Source organism: Pantoea sp. B566 (assembly GCF_024793925.1).
Lineage (GTDB): Bacteria > Pseudomonadota > Gammaproteobacteria > Enterobacterales > Enterobacteriaceae > Pantoea > Pantoea ananatis.
Genome location: NZ_JANUQL010000003.1, coordinates 3842963 through 3864868, shown reverse-complemented (window position 1 = coordinate 3864868; position 21906 = coordinate 3842963). Strand labels below are relative to the sequence as shown.

Sequence of the window (21906 nt, the reverse complement as noted above, 5' to 3'; positions counted from 1 at the left end):
TTTCATAACGGAACATCGTGAGATTTTTTATGTTCCATAATGAAACATATCACGCGTCTGTTGGGTAAAAATGAGAGGCAAAGCAAGTCATGACAGCGGAAGCGATAAATAAAGACCGTTGAGCAGGCAGGTTTTTTAGCGGCAGACAGCATCGCGCGTCATGTAGTCAGGAAAATCGTCGCCGCATTTTGCCGTTTTACACTGCTGGAGACGATCGCGATCGCAACATAGCATTCAAACCTGGTTTATTGTTCCAGTATGAAACGTGCGGAGCGGTAAGGTGTTCCATATCAGAACGTTGGCCGCAAAACTTTTTCACCTCCATGTCGCGCGTAAAGTGAAACGCGACGTCGGCCATCATTCGGCTTTCACTGCAAGTCGGGCCAGAGAGATGCCAGCGTTCACTATGCGAACATGTTCTTACTTGAGGGTGAAAGGAATGCCAAAAATTATCCAGTCTCCAGCGAAATATATTCAGGGCCCCAATGCCGCCATGTCCTTCGGCCAGTACGCAAAGAACCTGGCCGATCGTTTTTTTGTGATTGCCGATGACTTTGTAATGAACATGGCGGGCGATAAGGTGTTGAGCGGCCTTGCTGAACATGACGTCACCTGTCATGCAGAACGTTTTAGCGGGGAATGTTGCCGGGCTGAAATCAACCGGCTGATGACGTTAGCAGAACAAAACGGCTGCCGCGGCGTCATCGGATTAGGGGGCGGTAAAACGCTGGATACGGCCAAGGCGATTGCGTGGTATCTCAAACTGCCAGTGGTGGTTATCCCCACCATCGCCTCCACCGACGCGCCCACCAGCGCATTGTCGGTTATTTACACCGAAACCGGTGAGTTTGCAGAGTATCTGATCTATCCCAAAAACCCCGATATGGTCGTGATGGATACTACGATCATTGCCAAAGCACCGGTACGTTTACTGGTCGCGGGAATGGGCGATGCCCTGTCCACCTGGTTTGAAGCCAAAGCCTGTTACGATTCTGGCGCAACCAGTATGGCAGGCGGCAAGTCGACGGCCGCAGCGTTAAGCCTGGCGCGGCTGTGCTATGAAACGCTCCTGGCGGAAGGCGAAAAGGCTCGCTTTGCGGCTCAGGCAGGCGTGGTAACAGATGCGCTGGAACGTATCGTTGAGGCCAACACTTACCTCAGCGGGATTGGCTTTGAAAGCAGTGGTCTTGCCGCCGCGCATGCCATTCATAATGCGTTTACCGTACTGGAAGAGTGCCATCACCTTTATCACGGTGAAAAGGTCGCGTTTGGCACGTTATCCCAGTTAATTTTGCAGAACAGCCCGACAGAAGAGATCGAAACCGTGCTGGCGTTCTGCCAGAAAGTAGGATTGCCTGTTACCCTGGGGCAAATGGGCGTGAAACAGGATATCCAGAAAAAAATTCAGGCGGTTGCCGAGGCGGCCTGTGTGGAAGGCGAAACCATCCACAATATGCCGTTCCCGGTCACACCAGACAGCGTTTATGCGGCGATTATCACTGCCGATCTGCTAGGACAGCAGTGGCTGTCGCGTTAATCTGTCACAGGTAAACCGCTGGCCCGAGTCTCCGGGCAACGACTTCCCCCTGGCTGCGCGGCTGGGGGGATTCTCTATGGTCTTTCAGCGGAAATGGATATGACAGTGTTCGCGCCCGAGAGCGATAAACACGTTTCAGCGGTGATAGCTCAGTCATGGCACCGCTGCAGTAAATACATGCAGCGGGATAACTGGCAAGCACCGCATCAGGCACAGGGATTAACTTACGCGTCGATTTGCCGCCGCAAAACCGCCCTGCTCACCATTGGCCAGGCCACGCTTGAGGATGCGTGGGAATATATGGCGAACCGCCTTTGTGCGCTGTTTATTCTGGATGAATCCGCCTGTATCTTAAACCGTTGTGGCGATGCACAGACGCTGCTGGATCTTGAGAAATTAGGCCTGCAGGAGGGAAGTTACTGTGCGGAAAGTATCATCGGTACCTGCGCCCTGTCGCTGGCCGCGCTTGAAGGCCAGCCATTAAAAACCAGCCGGGAACAGCATTTCAAACGGGCTCTTCATCCCTGGTCTTTCTGCTCTACACCCATATTCGATAATCACGGTCGTTTATTTGGCTCTATCGCGTTGGCCTGTCTTTATCAGGATCAGGCGCCCTCCGATCTCTCGCTTACGCTTTCTGTTGCCCGGGAAATAGGCAATTCACTGTTAACAGACAATTTGTTAGCCGATTCCAACCGCCATCTGAACCAGCTTTATGGCCTGCTGGAGAGCATGGACGACGGCGTCATGGCGTGGAATGAGCAAGGCGTCCTGCAGTTCCTGAATGCTCAGGCAGCCCGACAGTTGCACCTTGATGCCTTAACCAGTCAGGGAAAGAATATCGCTGACCTGATCACGCTGCCGGCTCTGCTGCGCCGGGCGATTAAGCAGGTAGAGGGATTAAAACATGTGGAAGTCACCTTCGAGAGCCAGCATCAGTTTGTTGATGCGGTGATTACCCTGAAACCCATTGTTGAAGTTCAGGGCAACAGCTTTATTTTACTGCTCCATCCGGTTGAGCAGGTCCGTCAACTCATGACCAGCCAACTGGGTAAAGTCAGTCACACCTTTGAACAGATGCCAGAAGAGGATGCCGACACGCGTCGTTTAATACATTTTGGTCGTCAGGCAGCCAAAGGCAGCTTTCCAGTCTTACTGTGCGGGGAAGAAGGGGTAGGTAAAGAGTTGCTGAGCCAGGCGATTCATAATGAAAGTGACCGGGCAAGCGGCCCTTATATTGCGGTTAACTGTCAGCTTTATGCCGACAATACACAGGGAGAGGATTTTACAGGCAGTGCACCCGGCGAGGATAGAGATGGCCGTTTAAGCCGTCTGGAACTGGCCAGCGGCGGCACGTTGTTTCTGGAAAAGATTGAATATCTGACACCCGGACAGCAATCTGTCCTGCTTCAGGTCATCAAGCAAGGCGTGCTGACTCGCCTTGATGCGCGGCGGCTGATCCCCGTTGATATTAAAGTGATTGCCACGACTACCGTTAATCTGGCCCATCTTGTGGAACAGAATCGTTTTAGCCGTCAGCTTTATTACGCATTACATTCCTTTGAGATTGCCATTCCGCCCTTGCGCGCGCGGCGTAACAGCATTCCCTATTTAATTAATCACCGCCTACGCAGGCTGGAAAAACGTTTTTCCTCGCGCTTTAAAGTTGATGACGAGGTGATGACGCAATTAATGGGTTATGGCTGGCCCGGTAATGACTTTGAATTAAACAGCGTGATTGAAAATATTGCTATCAGTAGTGAACATGGCCATATCCGATGGAATAACCTACCAGAATCGCTTTTATCTGAGCAACCTGACAATGCCGCAAACGCCTCTCTGCTGCCGGATAATCTGTCATTTAGCGCTATTGAAAAAGAAGCGATCCTCCAGGCTGCCCGCATGACTCAGGGCAAAGTTCAGGCGATGTCTGATCTGCTACACATCGGCCGCACCACGTTGTGGCGAAAAATAAAACGATACGCGATTGATGTAAGGCAGTTTAAACCCAAATAACGGTGTTCACTGCCTGTATTATGGGTTCAGCCAGACGCTGAGTGCTGTTCTGGCTGTCATTCCCTTTCTACATCACGATACTCGGCACGATGATCGCAAGGAATATCAGTACAATCGAGGAGTGCTTAACCCAGTAATAGACTGTCCTGTTCCGTTTTTTTAAATTCTGTCCGGCATCGCGAATCGCATTGACGTATTTAAAAATGCGGTTGATGAAACCCGTTTTGTCATTTTCGTCATTGGGTGAGGCTGCTGCCGACATCAGGGTACTGCCTACCCAGTGATTAATGGCCTGTGCCCAGCGCCACTTCATAGGACGCTCAATATCGCAGAATAAAATGATACGCGTTTGCTCACTTTCATTCTGTGCCCAGTGCACGTAGGTTTCGTCAAAAATAACCGCCTGCCCGTCGCGCCAGCTGTGACGTTGTCGATCCACCTCAATAAAGCAGCGGTCATCGTTGGGCGTCACAAGGCCGAGGTGATAGCGCACCGATCCGGCATAGGGATCGCGGTGTTTACCTAAATGACTGCCCGCCGGCAGCTCTGCAAACATCGCCGCTTTGACTGAGGGGATTTTACTGACCAGAGCCGTGGTGACCGGGCAGAGCTGCTGGGCAGACGGATGTGCGTCGCTATACCATTTAAGGTAAAACCGTTTCCAGCCACGCTTAAAAAAGGTATTAAACCCTGCATCATTATGGCTTTTGGCCGCTTTGATATGATCCTGAAGACGTATCGCCTCTTCGCGAATGACCTGCCAGTTATCGGTCAACTCGCGAAGCTCTGGAAATTCCTCTGCCGGAAAATAGGGCTGTTTCGCTGGCAATCTTGAAAAGCCTGTCATGAACATATTAACAGGTGCCATAAAGGTCGAGTGATCAAACAACTGACGCGAGAACTTTTGTTTTTCTACACCGCGCGAGTGTGCATAGATTACGCTTATAATAAAAATACCGATAATGATGGCAGCCACCATACAACGTGTTCCTTATGTTGCAAGAATGGATGGTTTCTTGCGGAGATTTAATGGAAGAATAATTTTTAGTATTAAATTGCAAAATTTTTTGTCAAGTAGTGCGCTTTCAGGTATTACTCCCGCAAGCTGATTTGACGTCGTTTAACAATCGTTTAAATAACAAAGACTGGCATCAATGCGTTGCACAAATATATGCGGCTGGTCACTGGTGAAGATGACCTGATTAACGCCCTACAGCAGGGGAAATAAAAATAAACAAAACGAAGCGCAATTTCGCTCGCCTGCCAGCGGAACCTGCTCAATTCAAAACCGTAGATCCCCGCTGGGCAGGCAAGCTACAGGCCTCAAGGATTTCGCAGCCTTGAAGGCAAACGCATTCAAGACAAATGCCGCAGGCAAAGCCGCATCAAATAAAAAGACACGCCCCCACAGACGCGTGTTTTCAGGAGGCATCCGCTGCCAGACAGTCAAGATACAGAGCACAAGGATTTCGCAGCCTTGAAGGCGAACGCATTCAAGACAAATGCCGCAGGCAAAGCCGCACCAAATAAAAAAACACGCCCTCACAGACGCGTGTTTTCAGGAGGCATCCGCCGCGCTGAGGAGAGAGCGAAGGCCAGGACGGCGCGGCAGGGAAGCCGCGACGAGGACGGCTGCGCCTGGGACGGCGCATCCGGACGGTCCGTCAGGCCGCAGGGAACGACGAAGGAACAGCGGCGGCTGCCGGACGCCGGGATTGTTAAGGGGCTGGCGCCAGCCCCTTAACCCGACCGCCTGCACGGACAGGCTGAAACTCCCTCACGCCTGGCGGGCGGAACATTCTCAGTGCAAAACCGTAAATCCCCCAGACGGGCGGAACCTGCCCGGGGCAACATGACGTGAACTCAGCCCCCTGACTACTCCACCGCCTTCTTCTCCGCCGCCTCAACCTCGCGATACCAACGCGGATGGTGCTTTCTCGCCCAACGACGGCTTACCTTGCCCTCAATCATCCCCGTAATAGAGCCTTTAACCCAAAACGCCATATAGACATGAATCAAAATGGCGTGGATCAGCACGATTGCGGCGACGGCATGAATCAGCAGGCTCCAGCGGATAACCGTGATGGGGAAATATGCCGCAAGATAAGGCCGCCAGATAATAATGCCGGTCACCACCAGCACCACAATCAAACACATAATGGCCCAGAACATCATTTTCTGGCCCGCATTATATTTGCCTACGTCGGCCACTTTGTGCTCATTGCCCTTAAGCACTTCAACAATCCCTTTTACCCACGGCACATCCTGCCTGTCCGGGATGTTGTGGCGTACAAAGCGCAAAAACATCACCATCAATAACACGAAAATCAGTACGCCAAAAAACGGATGTAAAATCCGTCCCATCTGCGGCGTACCGAAGGTTGCTGTCAGCCAGTGCAGCGTTGGAAAGAACAGCCCAAGGCCGGAAAGCGCGACCAAAAAAAAGCTGATCACCACGGTCCAGTGACAGGCGCGATCGATAAATCGGGTACGCAGGATCATGTTGCGCTTACTCATGATCGTTCTCCTCTTCATTATCCGTCTCTTTATTCGGACCAATACCCACATAGTGATAAAGGAGCGCGGCTAAGGTCACAATCAATCCCGTGGCGGAAAGCGGTTTGAGCACGCCCTTCCATACATTAACCGGCGTAGCGATTTTTGGATCGACGGGCAGATGGTGGTAAAGTCCCGGCTTGTCCGCATGGTGCAGGACATACATCACATGTGTTCCCCCCACGCCCTCTGGGTTGTAGAGACCCGCATGGACATAGCCACGTTTTTTGAGCTGTGCCACGCGCGCTTCTGCCATGCTGAGCATCTCTTTTTTGCTACCAAACTGGATGGCACCTGTTGGGCAGGTTTTTACACAGGCGGGCTCCTGACCCACCCTTACTCTATCCACACAGAGCGTGCACTTATAAACGCGATTATCATCGGGATTCAGCCGTGGCACGTTAAACGGGCAGCCGGCAATGCAGTAACCACAACCGATACAATGCTCAGACTGAAAATCCACAATGCCATTCGCATACTGAACGATGGCGCCGGCAGAAGGACAGGCTTTGAGGCAGCCAGGATCGGCGCAGTGCATGCAGCCATCTTTGCGAATTAACCACGCCAGTTTGCCCTGCTGCATCGTTTCGCTGAACCGCATTACTGTCCAGGATTTCGCACTTAACTCCATCGGATTGTCGTAGACGCCGGTGCAGTGACCGACATCATCACGGATATCGTTCCATTCTGCGCAGGCCACCTGACAGCCTTTACAGCCAATGCAGATAGAAACATCGATAAGTTTTGCCACTTCTGCCTGAAAGTCCCGCGCCTGAGGCGGTGGCGTTAAGCTGTTGGTCGCAGAGCGTTGAAGAATATCTTGAGATTGCATAGACATGGGTTGCCTCCTTACGCCCGCTCAATGTTTACCAGAAACGCTTTGTATTCTGGCGTGTGTGAGTTGGCATCACCCACCGATGGCGTCAACGTATTGGACAGAAAGCCTTTACGTGTTGCGCCTTCAAATCCCCAGTGGCAGGGAATCCCGATGGTATCCACGCGTTTACCGTCGATGGTTAACGTCTGCAAACGCTTCGTGACCACGGCTTTCGCCTTGATAAAACCGCGTTTAGACATCACCTTAACCATGTCTCCTGCGGCAATACCTTTTTCATTTGCCAGAGCCTCGCCAATCTCAATAAATTGCTCAGGCTGAACAATGGCGTTAAGTCGGGCATGCTTGGTCCAGTGGCGAAACAGCTCGGTAATGGAATAGGTGGTGGCGACATAAGGAAACGCATCGGCTTTGCCCATATTGGCAATATCGTCACTGAAAATTCGCGCCACCGGGCTGGAGACGACATCTGGATGCAGAGGGTTAGTCCCAATGGGTGACTCAATCGGCTCATAATGTTCCGGGAAAGGGCCATCATTCATTTTGTCGATCGAGAACAGGCGCGCAACGCCTTCCGGGTTCATGATAAAGGGTCCGACATGGCTGTCTGGCGCAGACAGGTTGTAATCCGCAACGTCCATCCCTGCCCATTTTTTACCATCCCAGTGCAGCAGCGCGCGTTTTGCATCCCAGGGCTTGCCCGCGGGATCGGCCGAGGCTCGGTTATAGAGAATCCGACGATTGGCTGGCCACGACCATGCCCATCCCGGCGTACAACCCAAACCATAAGGATCGCTGTTGTCGCGATTCGCCATCTGGTTGCCCTGCTCTGTCCAACTGCCGCAGTAGATCCAGCAGTAACTGCTGGTGGATCCATCATCACGAAGCTGTGCAAAGCTGCTGAGCTGCTCCCCTTTTTTCGCAATTAACCGACCTTGTGCGTCATACAGATCCTGAAGCGCCATCCCATTAGCCTCACGGGCAAGCTCTTCGGGGTGCGGATCACAGGGATCGTGATAATTCCAGTTAAGGTTGAGTAACGGCTGCGGATTAGCCCCGCCCTCTTGCTGGTAAAGCTCTCGCAATCGCATAAAGAGGCGGCCAAGGATTTTACCATCATGTAACGCCTCGCCCGGTGGCTCTGCTGCCGCCCAGTGCCACTGTAGCCAACGGCCGGAATTCACAATCGATCCGTTCTCTTCGGCAAAGCAGGATGACGGTAAACGGAAGACTTCGGTCTGGATCGCCTCTGGCTTAACATCATTCATTTCGCCGTGGTGTTGCCAGAAGTTCGAGGACTCGGTTACCAGCGGATCAATGACTACCATGAATTTGAGTTTCGAAAGCGCGCGGGACGATTTGTTTTTATCGGGGAAGGCAGCAAGCGGATTAAAACCCTGGACAATATAACCGTTGATTTTGCCCTCTAGCATCAATTCGGCCTGCGTCATCACATCGTAAAGACGATCCCATTTGGGCAGCCAGTCATAGCCCCAGTTATTTTCCGCCGTGGCATGTTCCCCCCAGAAGCTTTTCATCATACTGACGAAAAACGTTGGCGTGTTCTGCCAGTAGTTCACCTCGTTCACCCCCAGAGCAGGCGGTGTGATCTGTGAAATATAGCTCTGATAATCGGGTTGATGCTCTGAGGGCAGAGGCATGTAGCCGGGCAGATTGGTCGACAGCAATCCAAGATCGGTGTAACCCTGAATATTCGAGTGACCGCGCAGCGCATTGATACCGCCGCCCGCCATGCCGATATTGCCGAGCAGCAGTTGCAGCATGGCGGCCGCCCGGATGATCTGCGCACCGGAAGAGTGATGAGTCCACCCCAGCGCGTACAATATCGTTGCTGTACGATCCGGCACGCTGGTGCTGGCCAGAACTTCACAGATGTGCGTGAAGTCAGCGACTGAGGTCCCACATAACCGATTCACCATGTCTGGCGTATAACGTTCGACGTGTTTTTTTAGCAGGTTCCACACACAGCGCGGATGACGCAGTGTAGCATCCCGTCGCGCATGGCCCTGTTCATCAAGCTGATAGAACCAGCTGGATTTATCATACTGCTTCTTATCTGCGTCATAACCGCTGAACAGGCCGTTATCAAACGCGTAATCATCACGAATCAGCAGGCTGGCATTGGTGTAATGACGGACGTATTCATGCTGAATACGATCGTGTTCAATCAGGTAGCGGATGACGCCAAGCAGGAATACGTTGTCCGAACCGGCGCGAATCGGCGCATAGATATCAGCAACGGCGGCGCTTCGGTTAAAACGCGGATCGACCACAATCACGGTGGCGTCATTTTTAGTCTGCGCCTCAATAACCCATTTAAACCCCACCGGATGCGCCTCAGCCGCATTGCCTCCCATAATCAGAACAACGTTGGCATTTTTGATATCGACCCAGTTATTGGTCATGGCACCGCGGCCAAACGTGGGGGCCAGCGCAGAAACCGTAGGCCCGTGACACAAACGTGCCTGGCAGTCTATCGCGGTCATGCCTAATCCCCGGGTAAACTTACCATCGAGGATGCCCGTCTCGTTACTGGCGGCGGAAGAGCACAGCATGCCCGTTGTGGCCCAGCGGTTAACCGTGACCCCTTGGGCATTCTTCTCAATAAAGTTTGCATCGCGATCGTCCTTCATCAGACGGGCGATGCGGTTGATGGCCTCATCCCAACTGATGCGCTGCCAGGTGTTTGATCCCGGCGCACGATACTCGGGGTACTGCAGACGGGTTTCACTGTGAATATAATCCAGCACCCCCGCCCCTTTCGGGCAGAGCGAGCCACGGCTGACCGGATGATCGGGATCGCCCTCTACGTGGTAGATACTTTCCCTCACGTTTTTAGCGGCATCGCCCAGGCTGTAAATCAACATGCCGCAGCCAACAGAGCAGTAAGTACAGTTATTACGTGTCTCTCTCGCTTTTATCAGCTTGTATTGACGGACTTCTGCGTGCAAAGAGAAAGAGGATAAAAATCCGAGAGATGCAACAGTGGTACCGGCCAGGCCGCCTGCGCAGATGCGGAAAAGTTTTCTTCGGCTGAGTTCCATGTAGCCTCCAGAGTGAAATAGCAACAACGAAAAGTTGCACAGACTATAAGGTTATTCAACCCCAGAAACCATTAACTGTGTAGGGTTATTGATGTAGCGCAATCTTCTATTTGTTGAGCTTGATCTCAGCTTTGATCAAAACTGACTTTGAGACCGTTTTGCGTCATATCCGGCAGGCATTCAGATCCCGATAAAACCCAAGAGCGGCGGAAGAGACAGGTACTGCGCTTAAAGCAAAAAAAAGCGAGGCCGAAGCCTCGCGTAGGATTGCCAGCGTTAATCGTAATAAGGGACTTTACGATCGGTACCGTTAATATTGATGAGCACAAAACCCGTCGGCGTTGTTTTATTGGTCGGCGACCCCGCCGCCGTGGCGAGGGTTACCACGCCTTTTTCATTGGCGCCCACGCCCGCGACGCCATTATGTAACCCAAAGCGGGCCGCTGGCTTGAGCGTGCCCACTTTCGATACGTCATCAACCAGGGACAGGTCACTCTGAAACAGGGAACAGGAACCCGTATCAAAGCGCGTCGGACCGGTGGTTTTCAGGTTAAACATGGTTTCACCACTGTTGGCTCGCAGCTTAACCCAGATACCGGCATAGGTGGTTCCCACACGGTTATAGCGAATGTCCATCACCGCAGGCTGCCCCATATGGCAGGTATCTGCCCAGACCGTATCCAGCCGCTGCAGGTGGATCCAGGTCTTGCCCGTGCCGGGCATATTGACGGGCGAGCCTGCCGTACCTGAAGGCGTGGTGTTATCCGCTTTACCGATCAACTCAATGACCCACTGTTGATTGGGTGCCGGGAAAAATACCTGTCCAAGACGATACCAGTTATCCGTCTCCGTATTGTTCACTACCTTATAGCCACTAAAGTACCCGGCCCGTAGCGAACCGCTCATGAAAGTGCCGTAGTTCTCGTCACGTCGATAGCCATACTCGAAGGTAGAAAGCCACTTGCCTGCCACAAGGTCCTGGCTGAGCTTTGAACCTGACTGCAGGTTAATATGACGCATTACCACGCGGGCGTTGTTCAGTATTAATGGGGTACTGCAGTTCTCGACGTTGAGCGTATCAATGGTCCAGCCGCCATCAGACAGATCGCCGGGATTGCGCGTATGTTCAATCCAGACGTTACGCATAATCGCCTGCGTCATACGCGGCATATACAGCGTGGCATCACCATAGCCCGTCTGGAAATTCGCATTGCATAACTCAACGGCCGTAGAGTGATCCCAGACGCCGTTGGGGGAACCTGACCAGCCGATATCGAAAACGCGCGAGTAGGTGGTATTGGTATAGATTTGCTCAAACTTACTGTCGAGCGTGTCCTGCAGCTTAAAGATGGTTCCACCGCTGCGCTGCCCCCGAAAGCAGCTGATATTAACGATTTGCCCTGCCATACAACTGTTTTCAAAAAACGGCTGAACATTGCTGCACATTTCAGGGGTAATGGTGGCCGTGTTGGTGACGGTATCCGCCGTGGCCTGTCCGTCCCAGGTAATCCCACGAATGGTGGTACGCCGTGCCTGAACTTTGAACAGGGTATTGGCACTTTTATCTGACACGATGGTGGTGCCGGGCAGAGAACCCAGCGCCAGATCGTCCCCGGCCAGGCCAAAGAACGGGATTTCTGCATTGCTCAGATCCATGGGCATAATCAGAAAACGCCCGCCCGGGAAACGTACCGGCAATCCCTTCATATTCTGGCTGTAAGTTTGTGACCAGCCGAGAATACGTTTAAACGCATCGGTGTCATCCGTGACGCCATCGCCCTTGGCCCCAAAATGCAGGATGTTCACTTCTCGCGGATCGTTGATTGAACGCTTCCAGTAGAAGCCGTTTCCTATGGCTACCGTACCGCCATCATCTTTTAAAATCGTGGTGCCGGTAAACCCCACAAAATCGCCGCCGCCACGAAAGCTGGAATCTTTATCGTAGTAGCGTTTCAGTACGGCAATTTCACCTGGTTTTGACGGCATGGTCGTACGAAGCTCAGCAAATGAGTTAACTTCAATCATGATATCCTCCTCAGGATAATAGGCTGTAAATCAGAAGGTTAAAGAATCTTCGGCAGCGGAATGACCACACAGGACATCCCATAAATCGTTATGGCTGTTAATGGCGCGCACGGTGCGAATGTCGGCCTTATTGGCGTCATCGCCATGGGTATAAATCGGGGAAAAGAGGATGCAGGCTGAATCGCGATAAATGATGGGCTCAGGGTTGGTGATATTTGGACTGCTGCAGCTTGTCGCGAGCAGCAGCGTCATCAAGATTAAGGTTATCAGTCGCCACACGCTTCGCCTCCTCACTATTGCGTTGCTGTTGATGAGTAACATTCGCCATGCGATTTGCCTCTTGCCTGGCGCTGTCGGCTTCCGACCGGGCTTGCTGTTGCACCTTGCCGATTTTCTTACCTCCGACGTAGCTGGCAACGACGGCGATGATCAGTGCACCCATCGCCGCCAGCCCGTGCCAGCCGCTGGTAAACAGAGAAAAAAACGTCATGATGCCTCCTCTTTGCTCTGGCGCTTTTCATTCAGCAGGTTTTTCTGGCGAACAAATTGCGCAATGACGCCCATCGCCACCATAAAGGCGCCAATGAGACCAAGGTAATTGTGGGGAAGGATGCTCTTCACATCGTCAGGCAGCGTTTGCCACGCACTGAGAGCAGACGACGGAAATGACTGAACCCAGGCGCTGAGCATTGACCCCAGCGAAGCCAGCCATACAGACCAGGTTTTAAATAACAATTTGGCGTGAGAAACAAACTGCAGCGTGGTGAAACGCTGCATCAGCAGCAAAATAATGATGACGGTCAGCACGGCAATGATGAAAAATAACCATCTCATAGCAGCCCCCGGTAGATGTCATAGTTACCGCTACGCATGACTTCAGCATGACGCCTGACGCGCCCGGGGGTTTGCCGGGCCCAGAGACTGTTGAGCATGGCATCGCCCGCCTCCGTAAAATGCTCACGCGTGATGGCACTGAGCATATTTTTAAACTGCAAAACTCCGTCAACGCCCAGTTGGTATGCCATGCTCATCAACACATCGGTTCGTGCGTCATTGCACTTTGCCAGCGCCTGCTTCAGGGGAGCGCGACTTTGCATATCCGTGATTTTGTTTTCCAGAATGCACTGTTTCCACACATCGCCCACCCGACGCGGCACCCGCAGCACATAGTTACTTAATGACGCCCCTTTTGGTCCGATACGAATCCCTCCGGCAACCGTAGGAAACCCCAGTGAATCGAGATAGGGCATTTCGGCGTAACCTTCTTCGAAATTCAGTATTGCAATAATCTGGCTCATAGAAACTCCTCAGTGATGATGCAGGCAGCCCATCCACCATGAAAAAACATAAAGCAAACTGATTAGTGCCAGCGATAAACGCAGCGGCAGAACGGTTAAAAATGCAGCAGCACTAACGTTTTGCCTAAAAATCAGGCACAGGAAGGGAGGATGGCGCGGCCTGCTACAGGCAGTGGATCGGTGACGGTCGTCGCGTTCAGCGAACCGCGTAAAGGTGAACATGGGGCAGACAGCAGTTATCAAAACCTGAAATCTCTTTGCTTCTCCGCTGTGGCGCGCTTACCGCGCGGTCAACCACAGAAGTAACCTGCCGCTGACAAATTTGTTCAGCGCGTCGCAAAGGTCGGGGTTCGGGTGGGTAGTTAAGCGCATCGTCGATGCTTTGTTTGAGACGGTTGAGAGGTTGACGCCGCTGATGACGGCGGGTACGTGCGTTGCCGATGAAAACGCTTTTGCCATAGTGAATTATCGCCATAACTCCTCCTGTGAATGAGTCTTTGGCGATAGGGTGGCTGGCGAGTGTTTTGGGTCTGAAGAACAGGCTCGAATGTCGCTGAATGCTGTTCGCAGGCGCACCTCCCGGCTGATTAATCAGTCAGGTGGAAGGGTCAGCAAAAGGGAACAGGCGGCATCTGACGACGCTGCATTAGGCGCATCCACCCCATCCCAAAGCTCATTAGCTTTTGGGGGGGTTGATTCGCGCTTGTGCAGCGCCTCAATTGTTTAAGAGCGTTTCATCCATGAGGTAACACGTTGTTTCATCCATGTTCAAATTATTAACAGGTTCTTATGCTTTATCAAATACCACCAGTTAATTTATTTTTAACTGTAAGTTAACTTTTTGAATTTAGGCCGATTATTTTTTTGCAGAGTATGCGGGCGGGCCTGCTGGATGGCCTATCCCAGAATATGATACTGCCGGGCCTGACTCATAATGACTTTAGCCAGTACGTTTAAACTCTCGACATCGTCTCTGTCGAGATACCAGGTTTCGTAACGTTTGTTGTCCGATATGACGGCAATTCTTTTGTGTTGCAGCTGCAGACGCTTGAGATACAGCTGCTCATCCAACGTAAAAATGTAGATACCGTCTCCGTCAAAATTCTGAACGCTTATGTCAACAAACAGCTGATCGCGCGGGCCAAAGGTATCGGACATGGCATCGCTGTTTATGGCAATGAGCCGGATATGGTCGGCAGGACGGCCGCTGAACAGAACCCGGGCCTCATCCTGATCGTATTCAATGGCCTGAATGATTTCGACAAAATCATCGCCTACCGCTGACTTTTGCCCTAAATCAAAACTGTTCACGCGAAAGGTGTTTTTTGGGCCGGGAAATGCGTGAAGGGGATAGGATTCCGGAGGCTGATCCATACCGTGTTGCAGCCACTCAACCCTGACGCCCAGTAACTGGCTGAGCGCGAGTAAATTGCCATTATCGGGTACGGACTGCGCGTTGAACCATTTCCACACGCCCGGTGCTGAAATCTTGCAACCCTGGCGTTGTAACGCACAGGCGACCTGTTTATTGCGTCCGTGTCCAGTAATGCCCGCACTTTCGCAGGCTGCAATCAGCCTTGCGGTGAAAGCTTGTCTGGTACTTTCTTTTTTAACCATTAGTTAATAATTGACCGTGAAAGAGGCGCTGAATGTTCTTTTCATTTTTGCTACCAGTTCATTTTATATTACCGTCAGTTTACTACCTAACAGCATGACTTAGCATTTCTGATTATTTGTCACCCTATCACCGCACAGCGAACCACAAAATGCGTCGGCAAGCCGCGTGCAGTCTCACTTTTCAGTCATTCTTTGTAAAAAAAGGCCAGGCTACTGAATCGTCCTGGTCGATCAATATCATTCTGACGGCTTAAAAACGCATCAAAAAACGTAAGACTCTACCATTGAGTGGCGCGGAAAAAGCAGCATAAAAAAAACGGGAGCCTGAACAGGCCCCCGTTTTATTTTAAAAAATGCAGTTATGCACGCAGGGTGTCATCACCCCAGGCAATCCATTTGTAGGTGGTCAGCGCTTCAAGCCCCATAGGGCCGCGGGCGTGCAGTTTTTGCGTACTGACGGCAACTTCTGCGCCCAGACCGAACTGTGCGCCGTCGGTAAAACGTGTACTGGCGTTGACGTACACCGCAGAAGAGTCCACCTGCTTCACAAAGCGGGCCGCATTCTTGGTGCTACGCGTCAGGATAGCGTCGGAATGTTGGGTGCCATGCATACGGATATGCGCAATCGCCTCATCCATATCAGCGACCAGTTTGACGTTCAGATCGAGCGACAGCCACTCATCGTCATAGTCGCCCGCTTTCACGGCCGTTACGCTGGCAGGCCCCTGTTGCAGCCGCGTCAGAACATTGGCATCAGCATGTAAGGGGATATTTTCTTCGGCCATGCGCGCAGTAAAAGCCGGTAGAAAACGATCGGCAATCGCGGCGTCAATCAACAGCGTTTCCAGCGAATTACAGGCGCTCGGACGCTGTTTTTTGGCATTGACGATGATGTCCAGTGCAGGGGCAACGTCCATGGTGTCATCGATATAAATATGGCAAACCCCGATTCCACCGGTGATCACCGGGATAGTAGAATTTTCCCGGCAGAGCTTATGCAGGCCCGCCCCACCACGCGGGATCAGCATATCCACATACCGATCCAGTTTGAGTAGCTGATTGACTAACTCACGATCCGGATTTTCGATAGCCTGAATCGCCGCCGCCGGTAAACCGTGCTGCTGTAGGGCAGTCTGAATCACCCGCACCGTCGCTGCATTGGTGCGCCACGTTTCTTTCCCGCCGCGCAGAATCGCGGCGTTGCCGGTTTTCAGGCACAGGCTGGCGACGTCCACGGTAACGTTTGGACGCGCTTCATAAATAACCCCCACCACACCAAGCGGTACGCGACGGCGCTCAATGCGCAGCCCACTGTCCAGCTGGCCGCCATCGATCACCTGCCCGACCGGATCCGCTAACTGGCAGACCTGGCGGACATCGTTGGCAATCGCGCTGAGGCGCGCCGGCGTTAAGGTCAGACGATCGAGCAACGCGGCGCTCAAACCGTTCTGTCGCGCCTCGGCCAGATCCTGCTCATTCGCTGTTAAAATAATCTCACTTTCTGCTTCAAGTCGGTCAGCAATCGTGAGCAAAACCTGATTTTTTTCGGCTGCGGACAGGTCCGCCATCGCCCAGGCTGCGGCACGCGCCGCCTTTCCCATTTCTTCAAGCATAACTGTTCCTTAGCTGACGATCATATCGTCACGATGTACCGCAACCGGCCCGTACTCATAGCCCAGAATTTCGCTTATCTGTTGACTATGATGCCCTGCGATCATGCGCATCGCGTCGCTGTTATAGCGCGAAACGCCGTGGGCGATATCGCGCCCCTGCAGGCTGCGGATACGGATGACTTCTCCACGGGAGAAATTGCCCTGAATCTCGCGGATACCTTTTGGCAGCAGTGAGCTGCCGCGCTCGATAATGGCGGCAAGCGCGCCGTCGTCCACGGTAATTTCGCCTGCTGGCGGGGCACCAAAAATCCAGCGTTTGCGGTTTTCAAGCGGCGTTTGCTGCGCATGAAACAGGGTGCCCACCGGCTTGCCCGCAATGACATCGCTAATGACGCCGCTGCGGCTGCCTGCAGCAATAATCACATCGATACCGGCGCGGCAGGCAACGTCTGCGGCCTGCAGTTTGGTCGACATTCCGCCCGTTCCCAGTCCGGACACGCTGCCGCCCGCTAAGGCGCGCAACGCATCATCGATAATATGCACATCGCTGATTAATTCCGCCTCTGGATTATTACGTGGATCGGCAGTAAACAGCCCCGGCTGGTCGGTCAGTAAGAGCAGCTTGTCTGCCCCACCCAGCATGGCTGCCAGCGCAGACAGGTTGTCATTGTCACCCACTTTGATTTCAGCGGTGGCAACCGCGTCATTTTCATTGATGACGGGCACGATGTGGTTATCCAGCAAGGCACGCAAAGTATCGCGCGCATTAAGAAAGCGTTCACGATCCTCCATATCGGCGCGAGTCAGTAACATCTGACCGATATGAATGCCATAGATGGAAAACAGCTGTTCCCACAGTTGGATAAGACGACTTTGCCCCACCGCAGCTAGCAGCTGCTTTGAGGCGATGGTAGGCGGCAGTTCGGGGTACCCCAGATGCTCACGACCGGCCGCCATCGCGCCGGAGGTCACAATCACAATACGATGGCCGGCGGCGTGCTGTTGCGCGCACTGACGCACTAATTCCACCATGTGCGCTCTGTTTAACCGACGCGAACCGCCGGTAAGAACGCTGGTACCCAATTTGACCACAAGGGTCTGACTGCCACTCATGTTGTCCTGCCGTAAAAAATTTCTGTGAACCGACTTTTTAACAGGTGCAGTGAGGGAAGCCAACAGCCAGTAAGGGAAAAACTGCAAATTTCGCAGAGCGTCAATTAGACCAAAAGTTCCCTCTTAACAACAAAACATCAAAATTGTCATAAAAAGTTCATCGTTGATCGGTAAAAAGTCCGTGTTTTACAAACTTTTTCATTGATGCCTCAAAAGTTTTCTTGTTGTAACAAGGCGGCAACTGAATGCCCCCCGGCCTGTTCACTGAGCAGCCGGAGAATAAAGGCAGCCATGCCTGTAACAGGAAGACGTTGAGGACAAAAAATTTTTACTCATTGGGATTGATAGCAAATGAAGAAAAGTACACTGGCAATCGTGGTATCTGCTCTGGCCCTGACCTCTGCTGCGCAGGCCGCTGAAGTTTATAACAAAGATGGTAACAAGCTGGATTTCTACGGCAAGGTTAAAGCCGAGCATTACTTCAGCGACAATGCCGGTGCTAACGGCGATAAATCTTATGTGCGTATTGGTTTTAAAGGCCAGACGCAGATTAACGATATGATGACCGGCTACGGCCAGTGGGAATATCAGTACAACGCCAACAACTCAGAAGGCTCCGATGCCAACAACGGCAACAAAACCCGTCTGGGCTTTGCCGGTCTGAAATTCTCTCAGTACGGTTCATTTGACTACGGCCGCAACTACGGCGTGCTGTATGACGTTGAGTCTCTGACTGACGTCTTCCCGGAATTTGGTGGTGACGGCACGGCACGTACCGACAACTTTATGGCACAGCGCGCTACTGGCGTAGCGACCTACCGTAACACCAACTTCTTTGGTCTGGTGGATGGTCTGAAGTTTGCTCTTCAGTATCAGGGTAAAAATGACTCGACTTCTGCAAACAGCCGTACAGATACCTCCCGCCAGAACGGCGATGGTTTTGGTGCATCACTGGGCTATACCATTCCTGATTCTGGTGTAAGCGTATTAGGTGCGATCACTTCATCTGATCGTACCAATGCCCAAGTCGCGGGAACCTATGGTCGCGGCGATAAAGCCACATCATGGGGTACTGGTTTAAAATATGATGCCAACAGCGTTTATCTTGCGGCGATCTATACAGAAACCCGTAACATGACGCCAATTTCAGTTCCAGGCAGCTTCAGCAATACTACAGGTACAGTAGGTGGTTTCGCCAACAAAGCTGACAACCTGGAACTGGTTGCGCAGTATCAGTTTGACTTCGGCCTGCGTCCATCCATTGGCTACGTGCAGACCAAAGGCAAAGATATCGAAAACGGTATCGGCAATGCTGACCTGGTTAAATATATCGACGTGGGCGCGACCTACTACTTCAACAAAAACATGTCGACCTTTGTTGATTACAAAATTAACCAACTGGATAAAGACAACAAGCTGGCGCTTAACAACGATGACGTTGTTGCTGTTGGCCTGACTTACCAGTTCTGATGAATCTGAGTCTTGCCTGGCGAGAGGGACTGTCGAGGGAATGACGGCCCGCGCTATGGAGAGGCTTAGTGCTTTACCCTCAATGTGAATGTGTCTATTAAAAGGGCGAGTTGCAAAACTCGCCCTTTCCTTTTCCTGTCGCCCCATGACTCTGTCTGCCTGCAGATACTCTGGCTGCCTGAGGCGGGTACAAAAAAGGCCCTCGCAGGGGCCTGATGTCAGGCGCTGAGTTTTACCGGTTTTTCATCAAAATCACTGGCAGGCACCAGATCCAGTTCAAACTCTTTCAGCATCTCTTTTAGACGGCCGTGGAAATTACGTAACGTTTCTTCCACGCGGGCGTTGTTATCTTTGCCCTTGATCGTAGCGACAGACCAGTCGCCTTCTTTGTCAAACAGACCAATGTGATAAACGTAGGTAAAGTGATCGGCGTGCGCTTCCAACTCCATCCACCAGCCCCAGAACTCACGCAGTTCGGGCGCAGGTTTTACATTCACGCAGGCAGCCAGGCAGTCGAAGAAAAAACGGTTTTCACTACACTTTCCATCACGGATGTAAGGTCCCAGTTCCGTGAAGCGTTTAAGCAGGCGACTGCGGGGATGGCCACTCGGTAACGTCATGCTAATTCTCCATAAGGACAGGCTTTATATTCCGAACCGTAGCAGCCATGCTGCTCTGTCTTTCGACGATCCGAATGATTCCAGCTAGTAGTTGTAGCAAACACGGCAAATTTTGCCAGCTATCTTTGCAAACGTTGTGCCAGCCAGTCGCTGATTTCATTAAGTGCCTTATCAAAACTGGCGATCACCGGTTTTACCGGAATTAACAAGGCCTTACCCTGCGACGAGGAGTTAGCAATTAATTTGCTCTCCTCTTCCGGGCTGAAGAGATCGTTTGTCCAGTAGGCGGACAACATTGGCGTTGAGGTTCTGCGCCCCAGCAAGCCCTGATTTTTCAGGGAGTAGCTAAGCAGTTCCGCCCGCAATGCGCTGTCCGTGGTGCCCGTCATGCCGAGTCGGCTGGCAAGCATATCCATATACATATCCGGCACTTTGTTCTGCAGAGGAGCCTGCGTCAGCAGACTGTGTACGATCGGTCCCAGACAGGCCACGGCTTTAAGCCGCTGTGATTCGAGATAGGCCAGACGGACCGCCACATTGGCACCAAAGCGAAAGCCCAACGCGGCAACGCGTGTGTGATCGATCCAGGGAACAGAGGTCAGGTCACGCAGGACCTGCTGATGCAGAAAGCTGGTATCCTGGCTGAGCTTCCACTTCATCGAATTGCCCACGGAAGGCATATCCAGCGTGAGCATGGCAATGCCACGCGGTGCCAGATAGTCATGGAACAGACGATAATGATCGGTTTGTAGCGAATCCAGCGCGCCGCAAAACATGACGGTGGGATAAGGCGCGTCCACGCCGGACGGCATATGCAAAAAGCCGCTTACCGGGCTGCCGCCCTGAATCGGAAAGGTGAGCGTTTTAAGCTCTCCGGGTAGCCGTTGGGTTGCCTCTTCATAAGCGCGGCTGGCCAGCGTCTGCGCCTGATCGGCCAGCTCATCGCCTTTTATATAAGGATACGCCGCCACGCTGTAGAGATGCGACGCATGTAACCAGTCGTGACCAGCCCGATCGTGTTCGTCGGTGTTCGCGTCAAGTGCCCGCTGCTGCCAGATGCCCGCCTGCCTGCTCCACTCGTAGTTCCAGTTACCGTTACGGTAACCGATGACCGTATCCAGCAGCGCCGAATTGGTGTGCTCAACATCGCTGATGGCGATTCGCGCCAGCACCTCACTAATCTCCTGGGAGGGCAAACCACGCCAGGCCCACATCAGCTTATTAAGCATCCGGTACCAGCCACGCTGGCTGTCCCCATCCAGCGCAGAATGCACCTCATGTGTGGCGTGACGACGCAGTCGCACCAGGGTCGAGGTTTCAGGGTGTTTAAAACGAGGCTTGAACAGCTCAACGCTCAGGTTTTTGCCAGGCATATTACCTCTCTGACAGCATTAACAGCGGTAAGTAAGTGTACTGTACCGCAAAACAACTCGCGAGGCGCAGAAAGCACAACGCCCGGAAAACCGGGCGTTGTTTGTGTTACATCAATCAGCTTTTTACAATCGGCGGAATATAGACCACGCCCATGTCCCATGGCTGCTCAATCCAGGTGTTCTGAGGGATATCAACGATATAATCGTCAACCAGCTCACGGCCCGCAGGCTTAGCAAAAATGGTGCAGAAACGGGCTTTTGGGTACATTTCGCGAATGGCCTGTGCGGTGCCGCCGGTATCAACCAAGTCGTCAATCACGATAAAGCCTTCGCCATCGCCTTCTGCGCGCTTTAACACTTTCATTTCGCGCTGGTGATCGTGATCGTAGCTGGAAATACAAACGGTATCGACATAGCGAATACCCAGTTCACGTGCCAGCAGCGAAGCCGGTACCAGACCGCCGCGGCTGACTGCAATGATGCCTTTCCACTGTTCAACAGGAAGCAGGCGTTGAGCCAGTTTACGGGCATGAATCTGCAGCATGTCCCAGGTAACGACGTATTTTTCGCTCATAAATAGGTATCCCAGCCAGTCAGTGTGGCTTAAAAAATGTGCAACGGGGAAAAGGTTGCGCGAGATTATAAGGACATGACGCGCTAAAAACCAGCACCTGGCTTCTGGTTGCGGCTTTTTAACGCGTTGAATATCACACCGGGTGAGAAACAGTGATATTCTCGCCCTATCTCGTCGGTATACTGACGGCGATC

General features: G+C 52.4%; 18 protein-coding genes. 3 read left to right on the top strand and 15 right to left on the bottom strand.

Annotation, left to right across the window (positions count from 1 at the left end; genetic code table 11):
* The first annotated feature begins 439 nt into the window (after positions 1-439).
* Both NYE92_RS19555 and dhaR read left to right on the top strand, forming a co-directional pair.
* Positions 440-1537 carry a glycerol dehydrogenase gene (locus NYE92_RS19555; protein WP_105079778.1) on the top strand — a complete coding sequence of 366 codons (1098 nt, stop codon included), beginning with the start codon at positions 440-442 and terminating at the stop codon, positions 1535-1537.
* A 99-nt stretch (positions 1538-1636) separates the two neighbouring features.
* A complete protein-coding gene (dhaR, locus tag NYE92_RS19550) occupies positions 1637-3553 on the top strand; it encodes a dihydroxyacetone kinase operon transcriptional regulator DhaR (protein ID WP_105079779.1) in 1917 nt (638 codons plus the stop codon).
* A gap of 67 nt (positions 3554-3620) precedes the next feature.
* Here dhaR and lpxO read toward each other — a convergent pair whose 3' ends face one another.
* The 12 genes from lpxO to proB form a co-directional block, all read right to left on the bottom strand.
* On the bottom strand, positions 3621-4532 hold the full coding sequence (lpxO, locus tag NYE92_RS19545; RefSeq protein WP_014593021.1) for a lipid A hydroxylase LpxO: 912 nt from the start codon (positions 4530-4532) through the stop codon (positions 3621-3623).
* Positions 4533-5428: 896 nt separating this feature from the next.
* A complete protein-coding gene (gene fdnI, locus NYE92_RS19540) occupies positions 5429-6070 on the bottom strand; it encodes a formate dehydrogenase-N subunit gamma (protein WP_174261114.1) in 642 nt (213 codons plus the stop codon).
* Positions 6063-6947 (bottom strand): formate dehydrogenase subunit beta, encoded by an 885-nt coding sequence (gene fdxH, locus NYE92_RS19535; RefSeq protein WP_116197545.1) that lies wholly within the window; start codon positions 6945-6947, stop codon positions 6063-6065. Before fdxH ends, fdnI begins: the two co-directional genes overlap by 8 nt.
* 11 nt (positions 6948-6958) lie before the next feature.
* Complete coding sequence (fdnG, locus tag NYE92_RS19530; RefSeq protein WP_259019367.1) at positions 6959-10009, bottom strand: formate dehydrogenase-N subunit alpha; 3051 nt, start codon at positions 10007-10009, stop codon at positions 6959-6961.
* Positions 10010-10285: 276 nt separating this feature from the next.
* On the bottom strand, positions 10286-12034 hold the full coding sequence (locus NYE92_RS19525) for a glycosyl hydrolase family 28-related protein (protein WP_259019366.1): 1749 nt from the start codon (positions 12032-12034) through the stop codon (positions 10286-10288).
* Positions 12035-12233: 199 nt separating this feature from the next.
* A complete protein-coding gene (locus NYE92_RS19520; protein ID WP_013024790.1) occupies positions 12234-12524 on the bottom strand; it encodes a hypothetical protein in 291 nt (96 codons plus the stop codon).
* On the bottom strand, positions 12521-12868 hold the full coding sequence (locus tag NYE92_RS19515; protein ID WP_013024789.1) for a hypothetical protein: 348 nt from the start codon (positions 12866-12868) through the stop codon (positions 12521-12523). Before NYE92_RS19515 ends, NYE92_RS19520 begins: the two co-directional genes overlap by 4 nt.
* Complete coding sequence (locus NYE92_RS19510; RefSeq protein WP_013024788.1) at positions 12865-13332, bottom strand: hypothetical protein; 468 nt, start codon at positions 13330-13332, stop codon at positions 12865-12867. The genes NYE92_RS19515 and NYE92_RS19510 overlap by 4 nt, the downstream gene beginning before the upstream one ends.
* A gap of 196 nt (positions 13333-13528) precedes the next feature.
* Complete coding sequence (locus tag NYE92_RS19505; protein ID WP_013024787.1) at positions 13529-13807, bottom strand: hypothetical protein; 279 nt, start codon at positions 13805-13807, stop codon at positions 13529-13531.
* Between the two features lie 422 nt (positions 13808-14229).
* Entirely contained in the window at positions 14230-14949 is a 720-nt protein-coding gene (locus tag NYE92_RS19500; RefSeq protein WP_029569687.1) for a LexA family transcriptional regulator, read from the bottom strand.
* A 359-nt stretch (positions 14950-15308) separates the two neighbouring features.
* Complete coding sequence (gene proA / locus NYE92_RS19495) at positions 15309-16562, bottom strand: glutamate-5-semialdehyde dehydrogenase (protein WP_259019365.1); 1254 nt, start codon at positions 16560-16562, stop codon at positions 15309-15311.
* A gap of 9 nt (positions 16563-16571) precedes the next feature.
* The gene (proB, locus tag NYE92_RS19490) at positions 16572-17675 is read right to left on the bottom strand and encodes a glutamate 5-kinase (protein ID WP_014593015.1); all 1104 of its coding nucleotides are present in this window, start codon (positions 17673-17675) and stop codon (positions 16572-16574) included.
* 351 nt (positions 17676-18026) lie between these two features.
* Here proB and ompC point away from each other — a divergent pair, with 351 nt between their 5' ends.
* Positions 18027-19145 carry a porin OmpC gene (ompC, locus tag NYE92_RS19485; protein WP_116197549.1) on the top strand — a complete coding sequence of 373 codons (1119 nt, stop codon included), beginning with the start codon at positions 18027-18029 and terminating at the stop codon, positions 19143-19145.
* Between the two features lie 218 nt (positions 19146-19363).
* On the opposite strand, the gene crl is transcribed toward ompC, so the two are convergent.
* The 3 genes from crl to gpt form a co-directional block, all read right to left on the bottom strand.
* The gene (gene crl / locus NYE92_RS19480) at positions 19364-19765 is read right to left on the bottom strand and encodes a sigma factor-binding protein Crl (RefSeq protein WP_015700889.1); all 402 of its coding nucleotides are present in this window, start codon (positions 19763-19765) and stop codon (positions 19364-19366) included.
* 119 nt (positions 19766-19884) lie between these two features.
* Complete coding sequence (gene frsA, locus NYE92_RS19475) at positions 19885-21138, bottom strand: esterase FrsA (protein ID WP_028714855.1); 1254 nt, start codon at positions 21136-21138, stop codon at positions 19885-19887.
* Positions 21139-21253: 115 nt separating this feature from the next.
* Complete coding sequence (gpt, locus tag NYE92_RS19470) at positions 21254-21712, bottom strand: xanthine phosphoribosyltransferase (protein WP_014606498.1); 459 nt, start codon at positions 21710-21712, stop codon at positions 21254-21256.
* Between the last annotated feature and the right edge of the window lie 194 nt (positions 21713-21906).

Bases quoted from the DNA above. Each gene is read 5' to 3' on its own strand.
- NYE92_RS19555 (WP_105079778.1), top strand. From the start codon at position 440: ATGCCAAAAATTATCCAGTCTCCAGCGAAATATATTCAGGGCCCCAAT.
- dhaR (WP_105079779.1), top strand. From the start codon at position 1,637: ATGACAGTGTTCGCGCCCGAGAGCGATAAACACGTTTCAGCGGTGATA.
- lpxO (WP_014593021.1), bottom strand. From the start codon at position 4,532: ATGGTGGCTGCCATCATTATCGGTATTTTTATTATAAGCGTAATCTAT.
- fdnI (WP_174261114.1), bottom strand. From the start codon at position 6,070: ATGAGTAAGCGCAACATGATCCTGCGTACCCGATTTATCGATCGCGCC.
- fdxH (WP_116197545.1), bottom strand. From the start codon at position 6,947: ATGTCTATGCAATCTCAAGATATTCTTCAACGCTCTGCGACCAACAGC.
- fdnG (WP_259019367.1), bottom strand. From the start codon at position 10,009: ATGGAACTCAGCCGAAGAAAACTTTTCCGCATCTGCGCAGGCGGCCTG.
- NYE92_RS19525 (WP_259019366.1), bottom strand. From the start codon at position 12,034: ATGATTGAAGTTAACTCATTTGCTGAGCTTCGTACGACCATGCCGTCA.
- NYE92_RS19520 (WP_013024790.1), bottom strand. From the start codon at position 12,524: ATGACGTTTTTTTCTCTGTTTACCAGCGGCTGGCACGGGCTGGCGGCG.
- NYE92_RS19515 (WP_013024789.1), bottom strand. From the start codon at position 12,868: ATGAGATGGTTATTTTTCATCATTGCCGTGCTGACCGTCATCATTATT.
- NYE92_RS19510 (WP_013024788.1), bottom strand. From the start codon at position 13,332: ATGAGCCAGATTATTGCAATACTGAATTTCGAAGAAGGTTACGCCGAA.
- NYE92_RS19505 (WP_013024787.1), bottom strand. From the start codon at position 13,807: ATGGCGATAATTCACTATGGCAAAAGCGTTTTCATCGGCAACGCACGT.
- NYE92_RS19500 (WP_029569687.1), bottom strand. From the start codon at position 14,949: ATGGTTAAAAAAGAAAGTACCAGACAAGCTTTCACCGCAAGGCTGATT.
- proA (WP_259019365.1), bottom strand. From the start codon at position 16,562: ATGCTTGAAGAAATGGGAAAGGCGGCGCGTGCCGCAGCCTGGGCGATG.
- proB (WP_014593015.1), bottom strand. From the start codon at position 17,675: ATGAGTGGCAGTCAGACCCTTGTGGTCAAATTGGGTACCAGCGTTCTT.
- ompC (WP_116197549.1), top strand. From the start codon at position 18,027: ATGAAGAAAAGTACACTGGCAATCGTGGTATCTGCTCTGGCCCTGACC.
- crl (WP_015700889.1), bottom strand. From the start codon at position 19,765: ATGACGTTACCGAGTGGCCATCCCCGCAGTCGCCTGCTTAAACGCTTC.
- frsA (WP_028714855.1), bottom strand. From the start codon at position 21,138: ATGCCTGGCAAAAACCTGAGCGTTGAGCTGTTCAAGCCTCGTTTTAAA.
- gpt (WP_014606498.1), bottom strand. From the start codon at position 21,712: ATGAGCGAAAAATACGTCGTTACCTGGGACATGCTGCAGATTCATGCC.